Consider the following 20,975-nt stretch of genomic DNA (forward strand, 5'->3'; position numbering starts at 1 on the left):
CGGACCGCCGCGGCGCGGCGCTTCAATCCGGGAAGTCCCGGCGGTCAATGGATCGTATGAAAGTGAATTTATCAAATATTGGCAAGCAAAAATGCGCGATTCAAAAAGGCCCGTGCCAACGGCGCACGGGGGTCAGGAAATCTTCGTCCCTCGAAAAATGAAAAGGGTGCGCCCCATGCGAAGTTCGTCCCAGTCGTAGAGGGGCCGGGGCCTGAGGAGCTTCTTGCCGTTGAGAAACGTGCCGTTGTCCGAGGCGAGATCGAAGAGATAATATGCTCCCTTCGTTTCCCTTATTCGGGCGTGTCTAAGCGACACGGCGTCGTCCCGTACGACAATCGCGTTTTCTTCGTCCCTCCCGATCGTAATCTCCTCCCAGTACATCGGGAACTTCTTACCCGCCTCGGGACCATCCTTTTGCACCAGCCATGCCTTTGCGTATACATATTCCGGGTCCTGTGAAGTGACCAGACGGTCCCGGTGAAGCTTCGCCTCCTCGTCGCGTTTGAGGGCCGCTTCAAACTCATCCGCCGAAAAGGGCGGGCGCAGGCCCGGAGCGAACCCTGCCGGATTCATTGCCGCCCGTCGTATCGCGAGAGTGCCCCTGCGCAGGAGTATGAATACACAGCCGATTAAAAGACCGATGATCAGCAGGATGAGCGCCACCAGGAGAATCTGCGGCAATGCCGGAAGCTCCACGCCGGCGATTCCGCGCCGGTAGGTGACCTCCCGGACGTCCCGGTCGGCGATCGAATCGTAGCGCAGGCGCACCTCGACCGAGCGCGCTTTGCCGTCGGCCGCGGCCATCGATCGGAAACGCACGTCGTATCGGTTCGACCCGCCGGATTTTAGGGTACCGTACAGTGCGCGAACGTCCTCTTCCGTGCAGCATCGGATAAAGTTGCCGCCGCTGAGCCTGGCGATCCGCTCGAGCCGGCGCGACGCCTTTCCCGGGCGAACTGCAACGACGTGGACCGGAACAGACATTTCCTTCGCAAGGGCCACAACATCGCCGCCCTCCAGGCTGCTCCCCTCGTCCCTGCCGTCGGAAAAAACGATTACGGCTTTCGCCCCGTCAGCTTCCCTTCCGAGCAGCTCGATCGAATCGTAGAGCGCCGTATACAGACTGGTGCGCGAACCATGCCGGCGCGTTTCACTGACGCAGCGGTCCAGCCTGTCGCGCGCTGTTGTGAGAGTACAGGCTATCTTCACCTCGTCGTTGAACCGCACGACGGCGAAGCCGTCCGCGGGAGATGACAAGGCGATGAGCCCTCGCGCCGCCTTTTTGATGCGTTCGAGTTCCTTCGGGCGGATACTTTTGCTCGAGTCGATGGCGAGAACGTAACTGGCCGCTACTGCGTCTTTAGCCGAAGGCTTGACGCTCACGTAATTTACGCGGAAGCCGTCCTCATAGACCTGGATGTTTTCGTCGGTAAGGTCGCCGGGCGCTCCCCGTCCTCCGTTCGACACGGCGATGCGGAGCAGGACCGTCGGAAACTCTGACTCGCCGTCCGCCGAGATGATTTCTATGTTGGGGCCGGCCAGCGCAGGTGTGAGCATGCATGCCGCGAGAAGCAAAAGCGCCGCCGTGCGGAGCACCGGTTTCGTCCTGTGTTCGGGTAGTAAAATCATGTCATGGTTCGATTGTACGCATGATACCGTTTTCATTATATACTATCGGTTTCCGCGGATAATCTGTGCAGGCTTTTTCCATGCAGGGCAACGCGCATGATTGTACGCCGAACGAAAGTCTTCAGCAATTCGGAGCACCGCAGTCGCCGACCCTCCCTCGCAAAAGCTCAATGGCATGCGGGACCGCCTTTTCGATCACCTCGAGGTTTTCGCGCACTGCTTTCGGGCTTCCAGGCAGGTTGACGATCAGGCTCGTCCCCCTGATACCGGCAACCGCCCTTGAGAGCATGGCGTGGGGGGTAATGGCAAGCGAACGATGCCGCATCGCCTCGGCGAAACCGGGGGCCGCTCTGTCAATGACCGCGAGCGTCGCCTCGGGGGTCACGTCGCGCGGTGCGAAACCGGTTCCTCCCGTGGTTAGGATGAGATCGATCCCCCTCGCGGCATAGGCGATCAGCTCGTCCCGTATGCGTTCCGTCTCGTCCGGAACGATCGATTCAGCCTCCACCAGGTGCCCCCTGCGCTCCGCCCAGCGCCGTATCTCGGGCCCCGAGAGGTCCTCGCGCTCCCCCCTCGACGAGCGGTCGCTGACGGTGATTATTCCGACACGGACCATGACCGCCTCCTCATTCAACCTCGATGCTGATGATCCTGAATTCCCGGCCGCTTAAGATCTCGATATCGGCCGATTCGCACGCGGAACAGGAAAAGCGCCAGTCCTCCTTCGTGAACCTGAACTCCGTTCCGCACGATTTGCAGCGCAGCACGGCGGGTACTTTTTCCACCGAAAGCTCGGCCTTTTCCGCGATGGTGTCCTTGCTGACAAAATCGAAATAGGTCTGCATCCATTCCGGGATAAGGTCGGAAATTTCACCCACCTGCAGGTTGATTCGGGCGACCCGTTTGGCCCCGTTTTTCCCCGCGGAATCCAGGACGATGTCCAGGATGCTGCCCATTATCGAAAGCTCGTGCATTGTCGGCGTCCCCGCCCGCGATGTTTTGCTAAATCTTTTTACCGCAAAGGCACGATATAGATGCTGAGACCGGTGCGTTTATTTCAAGACAAATTCCCGGCGGCAGGCCGCCATACCGATGAATCGAAAACACTATCTCTCACGGCACGGAAAATACGTCGATTACCGCATAGCCCTCCTCGGCGGTCCCAACCTTTGGGACGAGGAGGAATGCGCGTCTGCCTGCGGGATGGTGTCCTACCTCATGGACCACGCTCCGCTGCCGGCGGCTCTTCGGGGAGAACCCCGCCGGGCGCTGGAGGAGCTGAAGGATCTCCTGCGCCGGTGGGACATCCTGCGTGATGGAGACCTTCTCGGCTACATCCACCAGGAACTCCAGTCCAGGAAAACGCGCAAAAAGCACGGCCGCTATTTCACCCCCCGCGATATCGTCGACTACATCGTTTCACGAGCGCTCGCTCCAGTACCCGGCGCGGATCTTCCGCTGATTCTTGATCCGGCCTGCGGATCGGGCCAGTTTCTCATCGCCGCCTATGCCCTCCTCTCGTGCTCCGGCAACCGGCGAGGTAGTATGCGCCGGAATACGGAGGAGCTTATCCATCACCGTATTCACGGCATCGACAACGACCAGGTCGCCGCGTCGATATGCAGATGGAACCTTTCCAGGGTTTCCGGCATCAATGAGAGTGAAATCAAAAATATACACAATAATAATTATTTGTTCAAAAGCCTTCGCGGTGACTCCCGCGATGAAGCCGCTGGCTATACGGCCGTCATTGGCAACCCTCCCTGGGGGTCGCGCCTTTCGGCGGACGAGCGGCGCGCCGCCCGCGAGCGTTTTTCCTCGGCAGGGTCCGGCATCAATACCTTTACGCTGTTTATCGAGCGCACGCGCAGGCTCCTGGCCCCCGGGGGGACGATGGCCTTTCTTCTTCCCGAGGCTTATTTGAACATCGGCGCGCACAGTGCTTCGCGGCGGCAGGTGCTCGACCACATGCGGATACTCGATATAGCGGCCTGGGGCGAGCGCTTCAGGGGTGTGTTCGCCCCCTCCGTTTCGTTCATCGCGGCCCGCGAGGATTCGGCGAGTGCGCGATCGCGGCATGTAGTCAGGATATCTTCGGCGCCGGCGGGCGGCTCCGCAACGGCCACACTGATACCGCAAGCGCAGTACGACTCGACACCTCAGAACATCTTCAACATCCATTATTCGCGCAGGGCGGTCGAGCTCATCTCGCGCATGGAGGATGAGGGGTGCTTCTATCTGAAGGGTTCCGCCCGCTTTTTCCTCGGCGTGGTGACCGGGGATAACCCGCATCACCTCAGGGACGCGCGCTCGGAAGATGCGCCCGACCCTATCATTGTCGGACGCGATCTTTCGCAGTACAGGATCGATTTCAGCGGCCATCATTTCAGGTTCGACCCCGGCGCGCTCCAGCAGGTGGCGCCGCGCCAACTTTATCTTACGCCGAACAAGCTCCTCTATAAATTCATCGGCAGGCGCCTGGTCTTTGCGCTCGACACCGAGGGGCGCTACTCGCTCAATAACGTCAACGCGTTCATTCCCGGGGATAAGATGCTCGAACCCGAATGCCTGCTTGCGCTCCTCAACTCGCGCCTCATGCAGTATTACTATGAAAAGAACTTCTTTACGGTGAAGGTCCTGAGGGGAAACCTCGAGCGACTGCCGCTTCGGACCGCCGATGGCGGAACCAGGCGAAAGATCCGCTCACTCGTGAGACGCGTCATGGAGTCGCCGGATTCGGGAGCGGGGATGCGAAGCAGGGAGACGATCGAGGACATTGTCTTCAGCATCTACGGTATCGGCGACGCCGAGGCCGCGCGCATCAGCGAGGCCGTGCTCTCCCCGGCACCGGCGCTTTCACCGCAGTGAAGACGATAACCAGGTCGATGGAATCGTCGCCGCCGTCATCGGCGACGGCGATGCCGAGGTTCCGGTAGACGTACATGACGTTTTTACGCCTGGTCAGCCGCTCCAGCCCCTCGTTTCCGTAATTAAAGACAAACGATTCGGCCCCCGCGGATATGCTCACCGCGTCCGTCGTAACGCGCGACCGATCGTACCCGGCGACGGCGACCACTTCATCCCCCAGCAGGAATACCGCGAAGCGCCCGTACGCATAGTGGTAGACGCGATCAAAACGGATGGCGGGGCCCGATGTCTGCCCGAACACATCCCTCAGGAGGTCCCTCACCCCCCCGGGCATTGCGACGCGGTCCGCCCGGCCCCGGTCGCGTACGAGCGAACTGACATTTTCGCCCAGCACCACCCCTTCCGAGCCCAAACCCGGCGCCACGAGCGAGGTATCGTTCTTCAAGCGCAGAGCGAGCTCGTCGGGAGAGAACAGGCTCCCCGTGATAACGAGCAATGAACCCAGCACGATGGAATGATTCATCATTGCCCTCTCCCCCGGGATGATGGCGCCACTTCACGCCTGCAGCGGGCCCCCATTGTCGATTTATTATGTCTCATGGCCCGCGTCCCCGCCGATGCGTTCGGCCGCACGCTTGATGGCCGGGTAGCGGCGCGGGTAGGCATCCGGCGTTTCTCCGACCTTTCTCACCATGATGCCGGGCCCACCCATGGGGTCCGTATCGATCCGCCCCCCCAGCGCCATGGCATGATCGGCGATTACCCTCCCCAGATCGGCCCCCAGAAGTTTTGAATATATATACAGATATCCTCCTGTCTTTAAAAGCGGAAGCGCCATCTCGATCACCGCGTAGACCGGCCCAAAAGCGCGGCTGAACACCGCGTCGAATGCCCCCCTCCACTCCGGCACTCGTGCAAGCTCTTCGGTCCGTCCGCAGACCACCGACAGGCCGGGGACCGGCAGCTCCTTCCGCGCGTACTCGAGGAATTCCGCCCGCTTCGCCTGCGCCTCCATCAGCACGCCCGTAATCCCGGAGAGAGCGAGCGCGAGCGGGATTCCCGGCACCCCGGCGCCCGAGCCAATGTCCGCGAAGCGCGTTCCACGTGGAACATCAAGGCGGCAAAGGGGCTCCAGGCTCCCCAGCACCAGCGCCTCGAGCGCCCCCATGGTGGTCGAGCAGCCCGTAAGGTTGTGTCGCCCGTTCGCCTCGATCACCATGCCCGCGTACCGGGCCAGCAGGCCCGCCGCTCCTTCCGGGAGGACAATTCCGTTTCGCTCGGCCCATTCACGAACGGCCTCCCGTTCCACATGGAACATTCCGTCCTTCTCGTCCGCCTGTCCGGCGCCCCGCGCATGACCGACGGAGTCCTCCGGCCTACGGTCCATCATGGCCGTTCTCCGTCTCCGCTTTGCGTGCGGCACGCGCCATCGCCTCGATGCGCACCATTACAAGCGATATATCCGACGGATCTACGCCGGAGATCCTTGTCGCCTGCCCGATCGTCTCCGGCCGTAGGCGCTTAAGCTTCTCTCGAGCCTCGTTCTTCAGCCCCGCAACCGTGGCGTAATCGAACGATTCCGGAATACGGCGCGACTCCATCCGTTCCATTTTCCGTATCCGTTCAAGATCTCTTTCAATATACCCCTGGTATTTAATATGCATCTCCGCTATAGCGGCCCTGTCCGCGTCGATCTCCTCCCCGAGCGCGTCGAGTATATCCGAAATCCTGATCTCGGGACGCCTGAGAAGCTGTCCTGCGTTCATTTTCCCCGACACCTCCGATCCTCCCTGCCGGGACACGGCAAGCTTTTCCTTCAGCGCCCCTTCCACGACGACAACCCTCGACGACAGTTCCCGCACCAGATCGTCCGCCCTTCTGTATTTCAATTCCATTCGCTCGCAGCGCTCCCGGCTTACCAGGCCGTTCTCGAGGCCGTATCCCATCAGGCGGCGGTCGGCATTGTCCTGCCTGAGGATCAGCCGGTGCTCCGCCCGCGAGGTAAACATCCTGTACGGCTCGTCCGCGCCCTTGGTGACCAGATCGTCGATCAACACGCCCAGATAGGCCTCGTAGCGCCTTAGGACGAAAGGCTGCATCCCCCGTATCTTTCGCACGGCGTTTATCGCGGCGACAAGCCCCTGGCCCGCCGCCTCCTCGTAACCCGACGTGCCGTTTATCTGTCCCGCGTGGTACAGTCCGGCGATGCGCCTGGTCTCGAGCGTGCTTTTCAATTCATCCGGTGGAACGAAGTCGTATTCCACCGCGTATGCGGGTCGCATCACCCGAACGTTCTCGAGCCCCGGCAGCGTACGAATCATCTCGAGCTGTACATCCTCCGGCAGTGAGCTCGAAAAACCGTTTATATATACCTCTTTCGTCGTCATTCCCTCGGGTTCGAGAAACAGCTGATGACCCGGCTTGCCCGCGAAGCGGACGACCTTGTCCTCAATCGAGGGACAGTATCGCGGCCCGATGCCCCTGATGCGCCCTCCATAGAGCGGCGAGCGGTGCAGGTTCTCGCGGATGATTCGGTGCGTTTCCCCGGTTGTACCGGTGATCCAGCACGGCAACTGTGGACGGTCGATCGATGCGGTGTCGAACGAAAACGGTGACGGCACTTCGTCGGGGTGTTGAATAATACATTTGGAAAAATCGATCGAATCGGCGTTAACGCGCGGCGGCGTACCCGTCTTCAGCCTGCGTACGGGGAATCCAAGCTCGCGCAGGGAATCCGAAAGCTCTTCTGACGAAAAGTCGCCCAGCCTTCCGCTTTTCTCATTGTACTCCCCGATATGGATGAGCCCCTTTAGAAACGTCCCCGTGCAGATGATGACCGCCTCAGCCCGATGCTCCTGCCCCCGCACGGTCGCAACCCCCCGAACGCGGCCGCTCTCCGCCACGATCCGGGCGGCGATGTCCTGTATCAGCGTGATGTTGCGCTCGGCCTCGATGACCGATTTCATCCTGAGTTGATACGCCTTCTTGTCGGCCTGGGCCCTCGGCGCCCACACGGCGGGACCCTTGCTTCTGTTGAGCATCTTATAATGGATTCCCGTCTCGTCGATTGCCCTGGCCATCTCTCCGCCGAGCGCGTCGATCTCCCGCACAAGGTGCCCCTTGGCGAGCCCGCCGATCGCCGGGTTGCAGCTCATCTGGCAGATCGTGTCGAGGTTCCCCGTCAGCAGCAGCGTCGAACATCCCATGCGTGCGGAGGCGAGTGCCGCTTCCGCACCGGCGTGCCCCGCCCCCACAATGATTATGTCGAACGTCCGTATCATCTTCCTCTGTTTTATCGTTTTTCAATGAGACATATTATTTTACTTCCATTTTTCAGCGGGACGGTTCATCATCGCCCCATCGCAAGTAGTATACAACATTTTTACTATTGGAATAATTTTTTAGTATCGTTCGTCCTTACACGGTCTTACAGTACGCCAGTCAGGCCGCAATACAAAGAGAACGGGGGCGAACGGTGTATAAACAGCCCCCGGCACGCTTACAAAATTAATTCTTCATGAGAGGACGGGCCGTGAATTCGTATCCATCCGAACTGCTCGATCGGCTTTTTGTCCGGCAGGGAGACATTACCCGTGAGCGCGTCGACGCGATCGTAAACGCCGCCAATCCGGCCCTGCTCGGCGGAGGGGGCGTCGACGGGGCGATCCATCGTGCCGCCGGACCCGGGCTTCTCGAGGAATGCCGGCGCATCGGCGGCTGTCGCCATGGCGAGGCGAGAATCACCGGAGGGTATAATCTTTCGGCGCGACATGTCATCCATACTCCCGGACCCGTCTATAAAGACGGCGCATCGGGAGAGCGGGAGACACTGCGCTCCTCGTACCGGACCTCCATGGACCTGGCGATGCACAACGGTCTGCGCTCCATTGCATTCCCCGCCATATCCACAGGCGTATACGGCTACCCGGCCGCGGAAGCCTGCGAGGTTGCCGTGTATGCCGTCCTGGATTTTATGGCGGAAACCGGACATATGATTGATGTTTATTTTATTTTATTTGATAATAACATTTATTATATATATTCTAATTTTATTGAAGCACTAAGGAGGCAGGCCGCTCCTCCAGCAGACGGCGGAAATCGGTGAGGCATGCCCGCCCCGTACGGGATGCGCATCTACCGGGGACCGTTTAGGCAAAACCTTTCACAAGGGATCATATATGGATTACTGCTCATTGCTCAGGTCGTCTTCGAGGAAGTTCAACTCCATCGTCTGCCTGGGGCTCGATCCGGTGCTGGGGAACATACCCGTCGAGAATGGAAGCCCGGGCGACCGTATCCGGTCCTTTTATGAAACGATGCTCAACACGATGGCGCGCAGGAACATCCTTCCGGCGGCCGTTAAACCCAATTATGCGTTTTATGCCCAGCACGGTCTCGACGGCATCGGCACCCTCGCCTCCGTCATCGACGCGTGCAGGGGGCTCGGCCTCCCCGTCATCCTCGATGTCAAGCGCGGCGATATCGGCTCCACCGCCGAGGCGTACAGCCGCGAGGCCTATGATTTTTTCAATGCCGACGCTGTGACGCTCTCTCCCTACCTCGGCTTCGATTCCATCGAGCCGTTCCTTGCAAACTACCCCGGGAAGGGAGCGTACATCCTCAACAAGACCTCTAATAAAAGCTCCGGCGAGCTCCAGGACCTCATCGTCGACGGGGAGCCTTTGTACATTCGCGTTTCGAAAAAAATCGTTGAATGGCACCGTCCCGGCATAGGTGCGGTAGTCGGCGCCACCTACCCCGAGGAGCTCGTGAACATCTGCGGGATCTTTATTGATTCCGGGCTCGAGATTCCCCTGCTGATACCTGGCGTCGGTTCCCAGGGAGGGAGCGTCGAGGCCGTCTGCTCCGCGCTCAGGCTCCATCCCGACTCCTCCATACACCGGATCAACTCGTCGAGCGCCATCAACTACGCGTACCGTCAGCGGCCGGACCTCCGATTCGATGACGCCGCGGCGGCCGCGCTTGCCGTCCTGAACGACGAAATCAACTCCTTTCTTACCGAGTGACGAGGCCCCGGTTGAAGGACCCCAGAGGAAGCCAAAAAACAGTGCTGGTGGTCGCCCACCGGCAAGAGGACGTCGATCTTATCTGCGAGGTCCTGAACGACATCGATTACGATTATATTACGGCGCACACCGGGATCGAGGCGCTCAGCGTCATCACCTACCGGCTTCCGCACATCATCATCTCCGAAATCTACCTTCCCGAACTCAACGGCTACGAGCTCTGCCGTAAGATCCGCGCGGGTATAAAAACGCGCCTGATCCCATTCATATTCATCGCCCCGTCGGACAAAGTGGACGACCGTATCGCCGCCCTGCAGACCGGCGCCGACGCGTTCCTTGCCAGGCCGTTCAACGCAGACGAGCTGCGGGCACTGGTGCGCTCAAAGGTAAACAGCTTCGACGAGCTGTATCATCTGTCCGTCACCGACGATCTCACACGCCTTTTCAACCGGCGCGAGTTTCTCAAGCGCTTCGCCGGCGAGCTCGAGAATCCCCGGACCCAGTCTGTCGCCCTCTGTATTCTCGATCTCGATTTTTTCAAGAAAGTCAACGACACCTACGGCCACCAGACCGGGGACCTTGTACTCATGAAGCTGGCGGATATGTTAAAGAATCGCTCTTCCGACAATTTCTTCCCTGCGCGCTTCGGCGGGGAGGAATTCGTTATCCTCCTTCCCGGCACGAGCGCGCCTTCCGCAGTTACGACGATCGATTCGCTCCGCGATGAGCTCGCCGCGACGCCGTTTCGACATGCCGGCTCGAGCGAGGTGTTCCATATCTCCTTCAGCGCCGGGATTGCCGAATATCCATCCATGGCCTCCAACATCTCCGAGCTGCTTTCCCGCGCCGACCAGGCGCTCTATGCGGCCAAGAACGATGGAAGGGCGCGCACCTACATTTTCAGGCCCATCATGGCGCGCAACGACCGTTTCTGGGAATACCTGAAGACCTGCAAGGGGACATTTTTCGAGGCGCCGTTCAACGAGCCGGTCTCCAAGCTCCCCTATCTTCCCCAGACGCTGGAACAGATCATCAACCTCGACTACGAGGTGCGGAGCATCGGCGTGCTCATCATCAAGCTCCAGCCGCTGTTTAATCTCAGGGAGCTACGCGGACAGAAGAACATGGATTATGATGTCGAGAACATCAAGTTCATCATCAGCTGGGCGTGCGAGTGCAACTTCCCGTCAGACATCTACCTGGCCGTCACCAATTTCTTCAGCCACGAAGTCGTGGCCCTCTTCCCCAGCATCGTCGATTTCTCCTACAACCCGGAGAAGTTCAAGACTCTCTGCCGCGACATCTCCATGGATTTTTTCGTCTTCATCCTTAACTATTTTTTCGACATCTACTTCTCCGGCGACGTTATCTATTTCGAAAAGTGGAATCCGCGCAACCTCCTGGATGAAATCGAGCACATACGGGACAGGGTGTACCTGCTGGACGACAAACGAGACTTCTTCGTGAACATCTTCAACGAGGTTCGCCAGGCACTTTATGACTCCTCCTCCCTGAAAGGCGTGCTCGAGATAAGGAGTTTTTACAACTTCTTGTCGATGAAGCCCTCGTACAATTATTTCTCATCGTGCAACTTCATCATAAAGGCCGACTTCACCGAGCTCCTCCTCAGGGAGAGCATCGTCGGGAGCGATGATTTCGAGAGATTCATGAGACTCTTCGCCGAATCCTTCTCGGACGAGATTGAATGCCCACTCGTCATCCCGTGGGTTTCCGCAGTCGAGCTGGACGAGTACGCGCGGCTGCTGGGCGCGGCGCTCCCCGACAGGGAGGTGGTGCTTATGCTGAATGAGAGCGTTCTCGAGTCGTTTCCGCCCGAGCTGCTCGTCGGCATAGCCTCCGATCTGCCCGGGAACGTCTCGCTGGGAATCGACAACTGCTATATCGGAAACGACATTCTCAATATACTCTCCACGGTGGACCTTCGCCTGCTCTGCTTTTCCGAGAACATTATACGGAACATCCACCTGTTTCCCGATCGCATCAAGATCATCAACGGGCTCAAGCTCTTCGCCGACGAGCTGGGAATACCCGTACTCGCCCGCAATATCCTCCTCGAAGACGAATTTCAGATTCTTAAAGATCTAAAGATCTTTCACGCCTCGGGACCGTTTATATCGAACATGCGGCAGAGTTCGTAATGCCGGCACGCTATCGCATGTCTTTCACGCCGAAGTTGAACGGCCATTTCAAGAATTCGCACCCGGCGCGTCGATAGTATCGCGCCGCCTCCTCCTCGCTCTCGAATGCCATGTTTTCTATCCGGTCAGCCCAGTGCTCCAGTATCTCGTCCCCGATCGCGTCGAGGGCGCCCCGCGCCACGAGTATGGCGGCCCCGGGGAGCTGCGCAACGGCCGCCGGCGCGCCACCACCGTTCGCATCGATCCGCAGTATCGGGTCGATGATGCGATACCTCCCGAGGGCTTCCCGGAACCTTCGCTCGCCGCGAAAGACCTGGTAAAACATGATCTGTGAGCCTTCCCTCCATTCGTCAAATACGCGCATGCGGCGATTCGGATAATCGCCGTCGATGTGCCTGAGGAATTCGCCGATACCCCTTTCGTCCTGCGGCTCTTCCGAAAAGAAAACCACGTTGTAAAACTGGTGTCGCATCGGAAGGGCCTCGAAAAGGGATACCAGGGCCGGCATGGCTTTTATCCCGGTATCGCAATAAACGTTAAAACCGAATACCGCGCTCTCAATGAGATCCGCGTATCGCGCCCCGTCCCATGCCCCGGCGACGCTCCCATCAAATCGCACGCCCCGGCAGAACAGGCCCCCCTCGGCCTCGCTGAAATCCGGGATCCTCATCGTCTGATGCGAATAGCCGGTCATCGCCTCGAGGTCGCGTCTGATGGCCGTTATATCGCTGAAATCGAAGCCCCATCCATCGACAAGATAATAAGGGGGTTTCTTCTGAAACACCGCCCCCTCCCGCGTTCCCTCTTCACGTATGCGGGTTCCTGGAAGCATCATGAGAGGATAAAGCTCGATCGATTCCCCGAAGCCCTTATCCACCAGGGTCTGCACGCCTTCAAGAAAACGCGCGGGGTTGTCGCCGGGAAGCCCGGGAATGACGCCGATCTTCAGATCGATGCCGGCAAATGCGAGGCTTTTCATTCCCTGCATAGCGCGTTGCACGCTTCCACTCCGGCCTATGCGCTTCAGCGCACCGGGAGTGAGCGTCTGGATGCCCACCTCGAGGCTGCGGAAACCGGCGGCATGGAGCAGCATCGCGGTCTCATCGTCAATATCCTCCGAGCGCATTTCCGTATGCAGGCGGACGCCGTTGTTGCGCCCGGCAAGCGTTCGCAGCCTGGCGCGAAAGTCCGGCATGCGGTTGAAGGTCGGCGAAAGGATATATATCTCGGAAAGATCGATTCGCCCGTTTTTATCGAGCGCGTCGAGCAGCACGCCAAACTCGCGCTCCCGGACGCCGGGGCAGTTGCCCGAGTAAAAGCAGTACGAACAGCGGTACGGGCATCCCCTGGTCATCTCCATGAAGACCGAGCCGTCGGTCATGGTGTCAAGCTCGCAGCCCGTAAACGGCTCCGGCGCTTTAATGATGTCCACCAGTTCCGTATCGGGCTGACGGACCAGACGGTTTCCGTTTACGTCCTTTATATATTTTTCAATTCCATTTCCATTACCGGAAAAGAACCGGTCAAAAAACCATTCCCCCTCTCCGGCGACAAAATAATCTACCGCATCACGACGCTCCGAAAGCGCCCACGAGCCTTCCCGTATTTCCGGGCCTCCCATCAGCACGGTCAGTTCCGGCAGCATTGTCCGGATGATACCGGCTATTTCGACGTTGCGCTCGACGTTCCACAGGTAACATGAAAAGCACAGCACGTCCGGCGCGGTGTTCCCTATATACCGGGTGATCACCCGGTCTGAGCAGAGGTTCGCGATGACGAATGGCAGGTGTTCGATCGCGACCCTGCCGGGGTGATTGCGGCGCACGTATGCCGCGATGGCTGCCGGTGCGTAGGGCACATTCCCCTGTATATAATTGTATCCGTGGTCGATGAGCGGTAGCTGCACGTACAGGATGCTCATGATCTTTTTGTTGCCCGACGGCGCGCCTCGACGTATCATACACCCACCTTGATAATCCGGACCGGAGCGATCAATGCATTATACCATGCCCTCGCGTATCCTTACAGGCCTTCTTCTTCCGGGGATCGAGGCGCACGTTGACGGCGGGATTGCCGCGCTTTCCCCTCTCGTCCGGACTGACCCGCGCGACCCCTTCGCGGCCCCCGTGCTCTCAATGGCGATCGCCTCCGGGCACCGCCGCCTGTCAGTTATACTCTCCACCGGCGGCCTTTCCGATGAAACCTGCAAAACGCTCGCCGGGTATGCCGCTTGGCTTGAGCGCAGCGTGTCCATGCTTTTATGCATCGCCTTCGGTATGCCGGTCTCGGTGCGCGTGCAGACGTTCGCACCGGACGCGGTGCCCGGGGTATCCTATATTATTGATCTTTCCATTGTAGGCGGCGGTTTTCTCAGGCTGGTTATTCCAGTTGAATTCTTCCGTCTGTTCCTGCCCTTTAAATTTAGCGGTGAAGACCCTCAGTTTATAGAAGAGGCGATCGGCGCCTTCTTCCTGGAGTCCCGTGCGTGCTTTCCCCGCATCAGGGCGCTCATCGACTGTCTTCCTCCCCTGGATCTCGAAGCTCTTTTCCACGCGCTCCGCGTCCACGGTCATCTTTCCGCTTACCAGGCCCTTCTGCTGCTCCATGCGTTTCCCGAATACGTCGATCGCATACGCGCCGCATTGCCCCCGGCGCTCGTCCGGGAGGGCCTTGGCATTGCCGCCGCGCGCTGTTTGCGAATAACGCGGCGCGACCTTGTCGGGGGCGTTTATTCCGTCGAGGAAGCGTTGCACCGTCTCATCATGTCGGCCGATCCCCCTAAGTATTTTAAGCCCTTTCGCGAACTGCGTGCCGTCATCCTCGACCTTCGCCTTACACGTTCCCTGCCCTGCGGCGAGTTATGGTCTCTCTGTGAGACCGCTGCCCGTGATGGATATCTGTACGAGGCTCTCGGTCTCTGCGGCGAGCGTACCGCCGCCATAGCCCTGGCGGGAGCCCCCCCGTCGTGCGTTGAGGCGCTTCGGTCGTGCGTTTCGGGGCGCACCGTCGAGGCCATTGTATTTCCGGCCGGCTGCACCGCTTTCGGCGTTACGGAACTGTCCGAGGCGAGGGCGCGTTTCGCCTCAACCGTCCGAAAGGCAGGGATGCGCCGCCTTTCCTCGGGGCGTACGGACATCGCGTTCCTGCTCTCACGCCTCGCCGGACCCCGGGATTACGATCTTCTTCTGGTGGACGCGGGATGGTTCCTTATCGCGACCGCGCTTAAGGGGGTCGGCGGCGAAACGCGCCGACGCCTTCTCGCGGGGATCGTGCAGCCCGCACGCTTTCTCGTCGAGGACGTACTCAGGGGAACTGTCAATCCCGACATCCTGCACGATGAACCCCAGGTGCGCAGGGCCGGTGACGAACTCGCCGATCGCATACTCTCGCTCTATGAACGCGGCGTCATTCGGTTTTCGAGGTAGTGCCGTCCTTCTTGTCGTTGAGGTATGCGCCGATACGCTCTATGCCGTCCTTCAGCTCTTCATACTGGGCGACATTGACCGCTATGCCCTTCTGTGTCGGCTTGTACACGGCGTTTCCCTTTTCATCGAGGGACTGGAACCATATCCGTATATTGATGAGATCCCGTCCCTTGAATTCGGATATCTCTATCCTGATGATCTCGTTGTTCGATTTTGGAATGTCTTTTATCAGAACGCTCATTGCAATTTCTCCGATTTGTTCAGTATTTCCCTTATTTTCTCCGCGATTGCCGAAGCGATTATCCTGTGCCCTTCCGTATTGGGAAATCGCTCATCGTAATCATACAGCGTGGCGCTGTTCTCGCCCTTCGACTCGAGATGCGACATCCACCACAGATGCACCGGCAGATACTCGCAGCCGAGGTCCACAGCGACCTCACGGATCGCCCTGTAGTAAATCGACGCGGCGTCCATCACAGAGGAATCGGTAAAGGACTGCGAGGTCAACAATAATATATCGGGAGCGAATCGTTCGCGCGCGAGCCTCACTACCTGCACCATATTCTCCTTGAATTCGGACCGGTAAACCGGATGGTACATATCGTCCAATCCGAAATGAAGAATTAGTATGTCCGGGCTGAGCGGAGCGATGTCATCGAAAAACGTCCGTACCGCCTCAAAGCTCGTGTCTCCCGCCCGGGAACGGTTAAACACCTCGACTCCATTCGCCGCAAGCTCACCGGCAAGAATCAACGCGTACGGCTCGGAGGCTCCTATTCCCGCTGCTATACTCCCTCCCCGTATCAACAGCCTGCGCATGATCATCTATCCGTCCCTTCTATCTCGTTGCATATAATTGTTTACATCTTACATCATGTGTTTAAATGTTCCCTTTGCTGGTCGCCTTAAAATTTTCTTTATTTTATATCATTTCAGTCGTATTGTCTGGTTTCGCCCAGTTGCGGGACCAGGGTAACCGGGCTCGGAAAACTCGAAATCAGGAGACAGTCCATGAAGAGAACAACTCTCATATTTCTATTTTTTTTTCAATTTCTTTTCGCCGGTTCCCTCTTCGCGGAAAAGGTGATCGGCGTGTCCTCGTTCAGCAACCTGACCATGGACAAGTCCATCGCCTGGCTCGAGATCGGCCTGGCCGACTCCATCTCGTACAAGCTTAAAAACGTACAGGATTATATCGTCATCGACCGGGTCAACGTGGACAAGGTGCTCGGCGAGGTCCAGCTGGGCCAGTCCGGGGTGCTCGACGAGACCAAGGCCAAGAAGGTCGGGAAGGCCCTGGGGGCGGATATCATAGTTGTGGGAAACTACGTGAAGAGCGGCAATCGCATCCGAATCAATGCCAAGCTCGTCGAGGTCGAGAGCCATAAAATACTCAAGCAGGTGCAGTCCGACGGCGTCCTCGACAATATCTTCGAACTTCAGGACGAGATCGCACTGAAGATCATAAACCAGACCAACATCGCAATTACGCTCGATGTAAAGAACCGCATCACCCAGAACTTCACGAGCAACATCGGCGCCTATGAGTACTACGTTAAGGGGCAGGAGTTCCTGCTTAACAAACTCGACTACGTAAAGGCTATCGAGATGTTCAACAAGGCTGTCGGGATAGACGCCAATTACAGCCTTGCGTACGCCGGTCTCGGCAAGGCATATTCGCTTCGCTACTGGGAGCTTCGAAATTACGCCAATAAAATCGACGTCTCTCTTATCGAGAATTCATTCAAGTTCAGCAAGAAGGCCATTGAAATAAGCCCCAATCTCGACGAGGCGCACCTTTCTGTCGCGCGTTACTACCAGGAGGCCGACGACAAGCGCTACCCGGACAAGTGGCGGCTCTGCGAGGACGAAACGCGCAAGGCGCTCGAGATCAATCCAAATAATGCCGAGGCGTATTTTCTTCTCAGTCGGATTTACGGCTACGACGACGCAAAGGAGGAGGAATATCTTTTAAAGGCCATCCGGCTCAACAACTTCCTTACGGACGCGCACAACAACCTGGGCGTCATTTATCTGGACCAGAAAAAACTGGACCTTGCCGAGCAGTCCTTCACGAGGGCCGTCGAAATTGATCCCGAGTTCAAGACCGGATACATGAACCTCGGCGTGGTGTATGACCGCAATAACCATCTTGAGCGCGCCCTGGACATGTATAAGATCGTGCTTCAGAAATATCCGGACTATCCGCTCGGGATAATAAACCTCGGAATCGGCTATAGGCGTTTGAACAGGCTCGACGATGCAATGGAGCAGTTCCAGAAGGCCGTCAAGGTCAAGCCCGACTACGCCAACGCATGGAGCGAGATCGGTTATGTCTATCTTCTGAAAAACCAGCACCCGGAGGCGATAAAGAATTATCTTGTCTCACTCAAGCATGATCCGAAATATCGTTACACGCTGGCGAATCTCGGCTACTGTTATGCGCAGACTGGCGATAACGCTAACGCCGTTAAATACCTCCGACAGGCACACGACTATCACCCAGATTACGCGTGGCCCGCCGGATACCTGGGATGGCTCTACCGCAACAAGCTGAATGACGCATCCACGGCGCGTTTCTGGTATGGCGAGGCGGCGAAGCGCGACCCGAACAACGCTGATTACCGGAAGAACCTTTCGGAACTTCAATAGATTCCCTGATCTGATCTCAATTTAAAAGAAAGGCGGGCATGGCGCCCGCCTTTCTTTTAACACCAATAACACCAATCCACAGACTACTACCTGCTTTTTAACAAAAAAATGCCACTTATTAACACCTTATGCACTCGAATTCACGGGCTTATCCTCAACATATCAAGAATACCGTTTTTTTTCGACTTATACTTTTTTTGCTGAATTAATTGGTTGCAAAAATACAAGCTCTAAACTAAAGAAAGGGCAGCGCGGTGCCAATAGATCTTTCTTTCGTCTTACGTCCGCCGTACGTAACAGAAAAAATTATACAAACATTACTCGAACCATTATTCATTTTATAAACAAAGTTATCCACATTTGTTGATAACTGGTGAGTTGTCTTTATGGTACAGGAAATCTGGGTAAAGGTTCTTTTGTCCGTTCAGTCAAATATCAACAAGCAGTCTTTTGATATGTGGCTGAAGGACACGGAGCCTGTTTCCCTGTCTAACAACACGCTCAAGGTGAAGGTTCCCGACGAGGTTGCCCGCCGGCACATCTCCGAGAATTATTCGTCGATGATAGTCGCGGCTCTCGGCGCCATTACCGGGCATAACATGTTCTGCGAGTTCGTCACCGGAAACGGTCGCGCCACTGCGGTAGATACACCCGCGCCCGCCGAGCCGTCAAGACCGGTTGAGGGGACCGACTATTCCGCCCAGCGGCTCAATCCGCGCTATACCTTCGAGAACTTTGTCATTGGACCGAATAATCAGCTCGCCCACGCTGCCGCAATTTCCGTCTCGCGCGCGCCCGCGACTCAGTACAACCCTCTTTTCATCCACGGCGGCACTGGTCTCGGCAAAACGCACCTCATGCAGGCGATCGGCCATCACATCCTCAGGGAACGTCCCTATCTTAAAGTGCTGTACGTTCCAAGCGAGGAGTTCGTCAACGAGTTCATACAGGCCATCCGTACCAACACGATTACAAGTTTCAAGATCAAGTACCGCAACGTCGATGTCCTCCTCATCGACGATATTCAGTTTATCGAAAAAAAGGAGCAGACACAGGAGGAGTTCTTTCACACCTTCAATACGCTCCACAACAATAAAAAGCAGATCATCATCTCGAGCGATCGTCCTCCGAAAGATCTTTCCACGCTCGAAGAGCGGCTTCGCACCCGTTTTGAATGGGGACTGCTCACCGACATTCAGCCTCCCAATCTCGAGACCCGCGAGGCCATTCTCCGCAACAAGGCCGAGCGCGATAACATGAACATTCCCGACGAGGTGCTCAATTATATTGCACGACGCATCAAGTCGAGTATACGCGCGCTCGAGGCCGCGCTTATCAGGCTCAATATGGTGGCCGTCGTTAAAAACGAGCCTATTACAATAGCGCACGCCAAGACACATCTCAAAGACCTTTTCGACGAGGACACGCAGAAAAAGATATCACCGGCCGATATAATGTCAAAGGTCGCTGAGCGCTTTGAAGTCTCCGTCGAGGACCTCTCCTCAAAGAGCCGCCACAGCCGTGTCGTTCTTCCGCGATTCGTCGCGATGTATATCTCCCGAAAGATGACAGATCTTACAACTATCGATATAGGCAGGGAATTTGGCGACAGGGACCACAGCACCGTACTCAATGCGATGAACAATGTCGAAAAAATGATAAAAGAGGACGAAGAATTCAAGGAGCGCGTCGAGGACATGATAACCGAACTCAAGTGCTGATCTCCCGTTAATATCCTCTTGATATCCGGTGGATATCCTTCTTTTTCAGCGGTATAAAATTTTTATTTTATTCTCAGTTGGTATTTATACGATATTTTTTCCTTAACAATCCAATATTCACTTATGTCTCATTAAGTTGTTGATTTTATTCACATGTATGCTACGGTGTTAACCGCTGGACATACCAGCAGTTCCGGAGTTATCAACATATCCGGCGATACTATTACTACGAAGTATAATTAATAATTAATATGTTTATAACAGTAGTGTTGCAGAACATCTGGATTTCCGGTCTTTCCCGGTTTCTCAACACGGCAACTTTTATCAGCGGACGGAGACCGATATGAATCTTACTGTCGACAAAGATTCCCTCCAGCGGTCGATAATGATCGCCGACTCGATAATATCGAGCAAGAACGTAAATACGATTTTATCGAATTGCCTTTTCAATATTTCAAGGGATTCGGTGGAGATCGTTTCGACCGACAACGAGATAGGTATCCGCACGCGGCTGGACGCGGTCGCGGACGGAGACATGTCCCTCACCGCCAACGGCAAGCGCTTCGCGAGCATCCTAAAGGAGCTGCCGAAGGGAGAGGTTATCGTCGATGTCAACAATTCATATCAGGTCAATATAAAGACCAGGTCGAAGGATATAAAGGCCCGCTATACGCTGGTAGGGACATCGAAGGATGATTATCCAGCAGTCCCGTTTTTCGCTGAAGAGAATGCCGTGGAGATAAGCCAGAGCGTATTAAAAGACATGCTCAGAAAAGTGATACACGCGGCGGCGATTGACACGATAAAACCGGTTTTCAACGGTGTGTACATGGTGTCCGAGCAGAAAGGAAAGGTGACCGTGGTAGCGACAGATTCTCGCCGGCTCTCCATGGTGACCAGGACGGTTGAAAACGATGTCCAGCTCCCCGAGAGTGTGATAATACCGCTGAAAACCGTGAATGAAATAGTGCGTCTTCTCGCCGGCGGCATGTGCAGTTTTTCTTTTTTTGAAAACCAGTGTTTTTTCAAGATAGGTGAGACGGATCTTATCTCGAGGATAGTTGAGGGGCAGTTTCCGAATTACCGGCAGGTCATTCCGAAAGAACAGAGCATAACCGCGGTTCTGGAGACAAAGCGCCTGATTGATTCGGTGAGAAGGGCCATGGTTTTTACAAAAGAGCCCGCGAATAAGATCATCCTCACTTTCGGCAAGGAAAGCCTTGTGGTGGAAGCGAAGACTCCCGATCTCGGCGAATCGAGCGAGGAGATCGCAATGGAATCGAACGCCGGAGACACTCTGCAGGTGGGAATAAACGCACAGTTCCTGATGGATTCGCTCAAGGAGATGGACGCTTACTCTGTATCGATCGGACTGACCGGGCAGATGAGCCCGGTCACGATTACTCCTGATGGTGACCCTGACTGCTTTTCGGTTATCATGCCGATCCAGGTAAAATCATCATAGGAGACGGTTGACGGAATCGGATTTTTCCG

General features: G+C 56.7%; 17 protein-coding genes. 8 read left to right on the forward strand and 9 right to left on the reverse strand.

Annotation, left to right across the window (positions count from 1 at the left end):
- Positions 1–132: 132 nt before the first annotated feature.
- The 3 genes from VLM75_04045 to hypA form a co-directional block, all read right to left on the reverse strand.
- Positions 133–1,665 (reverse strand): FHA domain-containing protein, encoded by a 1,533-nt coding sequence (locus VLM75_04045; protein ID HSV96089.1) that lies wholly within the window; start codon positions 1,663–1,665, stop codon positions 133–135.
- 85 nt (positions 1,666–1,750) lie between these two features.
- The gene (mog, locus tag VLM75_04050; GenBank protein ID HSV96090.1) at positions 1,751–2,245 is read right to left on the reverse strand and encodes a molybdopterin adenylyltransferase; all 495 of its coding nucleotides are present in this window, start codon (positions 2,243–2,245) and stop codon (positions 1,751–1,753) included.
- Positions 2,246–2,255: 10 nt separating this feature from the next.
- A complete protein-coding gene (hypA, locus tag VLM75_04055; GenBank protein HSV96091.1) occupies positions 2,256–2,603 on the reverse strand; it encodes a hydrogenase maturation nickel metallochaperone HypA in 348 nt (115 codons plus the stop codon).
- Between the two features lie 118 nt (positions 2,604–2,721).
- On the opposite strand from hypA, the gene VLM75_04060 reads away from it, so the two are divergent.
- Positions 2,722–4,497, forward strand: coding sequence for a TaqI-like C-terminal specificity domain-containing protein (locus VLM75_04060; protein HSV96092.1), 1,776 nt, complete (start codon positions 2,722–2,724; stop codon positions 4,495–4,497).
- On the opposite strand, the gene VLM75_04065 is transcribed toward VLM75_04060, so the two are convergent.
- From VLM75_04065 to mnmG, 3 genes are all read right to left on the reverse strand, one after another.
- The gene (locus tag VLM75_04065) at positions 4,451–5,023 is read right to left on the reverse strand and encodes a hypothetical protein (protein HSV96093.1); all 573 of its coding nucleotides are present in this window, start codon (positions 5,021–5,023) and stop codon (positions 4,451–4,453) included. The genes VLM75_04060 and VLM75_04065 overlap by 47 nt on opposite strands.
- 63 nt (positions 5,024–5,086) lie before the next feature.
- Positions 5,087–5,887, reverse strand: coding sequence for a 16S rRNA (guanine(527)-N(7))-methyltransferase RsmG (gene rsmG / locus VLM75_04070; protein ID HSV96094.1), 801 nt, complete (start codon positions 5,885–5,887; stop codon positions 5,087–5,089).
- Positions 5,874–7,778 (reverse strand): tRNA uridine-5-carboxymethylaminomethyl(34) synthesis enzyme MnmG, encoded by a 1,905-nt coding sequence (mnmG, locus tag VLM75_04075; protein ID HSV96095.1) that lies wholly within the window; start codon positions 7,776–7,778, stop codon positions 5,874–5,876. The genes rsmG and mnmG overlap by 14 nt, the downstream gene beginning before the upstream one ends.
- Before the next feature lie 251 nt (positions 7,779–8,029).
- On the opposite strand from mnmG, the gene VLM75_04080 reads away from it, so the two are divergent.
- The 3 genes from VLM75_04080 (at position 8,030) to VLM75_04090 (ending at position 11,683) form a co-directional block, all read left to right on the forward strand.
- Complete coding sequence (locus VLM75_04080) at positions 8,030–8,602, forward strand: O-acetyl-ADP-ribose deacetylase (protein HSV96096.1); 573 nt, start codon at positions 8,030–8,032, stop codon at positions 8,600–8,602.
- A gap of 73 nt (positions 8,603–8,675) precedes the next feature.
- Positions 8,676–9,524: an orotidine-5'-phosphate decarboxylase gene (gene pyrF, locus VLM75_04085; GenBank protein HSV96097.1), complete on the forward strand. Its 849-nt coding sequence runs from the start codon at positions 8,676–8,678 to the stop codon at positions 9,522–9,524.
- A gap of 11 nt (positions 9,525–9,535) precedes the next feature.
- Complete coding sequence (locus VLM75_04090; GenBank protein ID HSV96098.1) at positions 9,536–11,683, forward strand: diguanylate cyclase; 2,148 nt, start codon at positions 9,536–9,538, stop codon at positions 11,681–11,683.
- Between the two features lie 10 nt (positions 11,684–11,693).
- Here the strand turns inward: VLM75_04090 and VLM75_04095 are convergent, their stop codons facing one another.
- Complete coding sequence (locus VLM75_04095; GenBank protein ID HSV96099.1) at positions 11,694–13,643, reverse strand: B12-binding domain-containing radical SAM protein; 1,950 nt, start codon at positions 13,641–13,643, stop codon at positions 11,694–11,696.
- A gap of 34 nt (positions 13,644–13,677) precedes the next feature.
- On the opposite strand from VLM75_04095, the gene VLM75_04100 reads away from it, so the two are divergent.
- Positions 13,678–15,108, forward strand: coding sequence for a hypothetical protein (locus VLM75_04100; GenBank protein ID HSV96100.1), 1,431 nt, complete (start codon positions 13,678–13,680; stop codon positions 15,106–15,108).
- On the opposite strand, the gene VLM75_04105 is transcribed toward VLM75_04100, so the two are convergent.
- Together VLM75_04105 and VLM75_04110 are read right to left on the reverse strand one after the other, a co-directional pair.
- Positions 15,089–15,349 (reverse strand): transcriptional coactivator p15/PC4 family protein, encoded by a 261-nt coding sequence (locus tag VLM75_04105; GenBank protein ID HSV96101.1) that lies wholly within the window; start codon positions 15,347–15,349, stop codon positions 15,089–15,091. The two genes, VLM75_04100 and VLM75_04105, sit on opposite strands and share 20 nt — an antisense overlap.
- Positions 15,346–15,933 (reverse strand): SGNH/GDSL hydrolase family protein, encoded by a 588-nt coding sequence (locus VLM75_04110; GenBank protein HSV96102.1) that lies wholly within the window; start codon positions 15,931–15,933, stop codon positions 15,346–15,348. The genes VLM75_04105 and VLM75_04110 overlap by 4 nt, the downstream gene beginning before the upstream one ends.
- Before the next feature lie 186 nt (positions 15,934–16,119).
- Here VLM75_04110 and VLM75_04115 point away from each other — a divergent pair, with 186 nt between their 5' ends.
- The 3 genes from VLM75_04115 (at position 16,120) to dnaN (ending at position 20,946) form a co-directional block, all read left to right on the forward strand.
- On the forward strand, positions 16,120–17,760 hold the full coding sequence (locus VLM75_04115) for a FlgO family outer membrane protein (protein HSV96103.1): 1,641 nt from the start codon (positions 16,120–16,122) through the stop codon (positions 17,758–17,760).
- 386 nt (positions 17,761–18,146) lie between these two features.
- Positions 18,147–19,481 carry a chromosomal replication initiator protein DnaA gene (gene dnaA / locus VLM75_04120; GenBank protein HSV96104.1) on the forward strand — a complete coding sequence of 445 codons (1,335 nt, stop codon included), beginning with the start codon at positions 18,147–18,149 and terminating at the stop codon, positions 19,479–19,481.
- A 343-nt stretch (positions 19,482–19,824) separates the two neighbouring features.
- Positions 19,825–20,946, forward strand: coding sequence for a DNA polymerase III subunit beta (dnaN, locus tag VLM75_04125; protein ID HSV96105.1), 1,122 nt, complete (start codon positions 19,825–19,827; stop codon positions 20,944–20,946).
- Positions 20,947–20,975 lie beyond the last annotated feature (29 nt).

The organism is Spirochaetota bacterium (assembly GCA_035477215.1).
In the GTDB taxonomy this organism is placed as follows: domain Bacteria; phylum Spirochaetota; class UBA4802; order UBA4802; family UBA5368; genus MVZN01.

What these genes read in the sequence shown, in the direction of transcription:
- VLM75_04045 (HSV96089.1), bottom strand. Translation starts at nt 1,665, where the DNA reads ATGAAAACGGTATCATGCGTACAATCGAACCATGACATGATTTTACTA.
- mog (HSV96090.1), bottom strand. Translation starts at nt 2,245, where the DNA reads ATGGTCCGTGTCGGAATAATCACCGTCAGCGACCGCTCGTCGAGGGGG.
- hypA (HSV96091.1), bottom strand. Translation starts at nt 2,603, where the DNA reads ATGCACGAGCTTTCGATAATGGGCAGCATCCTGGACATCGTCCTGGAT.
- VLM75_04060 (HSV96092.1), top strand. Translation starts at nt 2,722, where the DNA reads ATGAATCGAAAACACTATCTCTCACGGCACGGAAAATACGTCGATTAC.
- VLM75_04065 (HSV96093.1), bottom strand. Translation starts at nt 5,023, where the DNA reads ATGATGAATCATTCCATCGTGCTGGGTTCATTGCTCGTTATCACGGGG.
- rsmG (HSV96094.1), bottom strand. Translation starts at nt 5,887, where the DNA reads ATGATGGACCGTAGGCCGGAGGACTCCGTCGGTCATGCGCGGGGCGCC.
- mnmG (HSV96095.1), bottom strand. Translation starts at nt 7,778, where the DNA reads ATGATACGGACGTTCGACATAATCATTGTGGGGGCGGGGCACGCCGGT.
- pyrF (HSV96097.1), top strand. Translation starts at nt 8,676, where the DNA reads ATGGATTACTGCTCATTGCTCAGGTCGTCTTCGAGGAAGTTCAACTCC.
- VLM75_04095 (HSV96099.1), bottom strand. Translation starts at nt 13,643, where the DNA reads ATGATACGTCGAGGCGCGCCGTCGGGCAACAAAAAGATCATGAGCATC.
- VLM75_04100 (HSV96100.1), top strand. Translation starts at nt 13,678, where the DNA reads ATGCATTATACCATGCCCTCGCGTATCCTTACAGGCCTTCTTCTTCCG.
- VLM75_04105 (HSV96101.1), bottom strand. Translation starts at nt 15,349, where the DNA reads ATGAGCGTTCTGATAAAAGACATTCCAAAATCGAACAACGAGATCATC.
- VLM75_04110 (HSV96102.1), bottom strand. Translation starts at nt 15,933, where the DNA reads ATGATCATGCGCAGGCTGTTGATACGGGGAGGGAGTATAGCAGCGGGA.
- VLM75_04115 (HSV96103.1), top strand. Translation starts at nt 16,120, where the DNA reads ATGAAGAGAACAACTCTCATATTTCTATTTTTTTTTCAATTTCTTTTC.
- dnaA (HSV96104.1), top strand. Translation starts at nt 18,147, where the DNA reads ATGGTACAGGAAATCTGGGTAAAGGTTCTTTTGTCCGTTCAGTCAAAT.
- dnaN (HSV96105.1), top strand. Translation starts at nt 19,825, where the DNA reads ATGAATCTTACTGTCGACAAAGATTCCCTCCAGCGGTCGATAATGATC.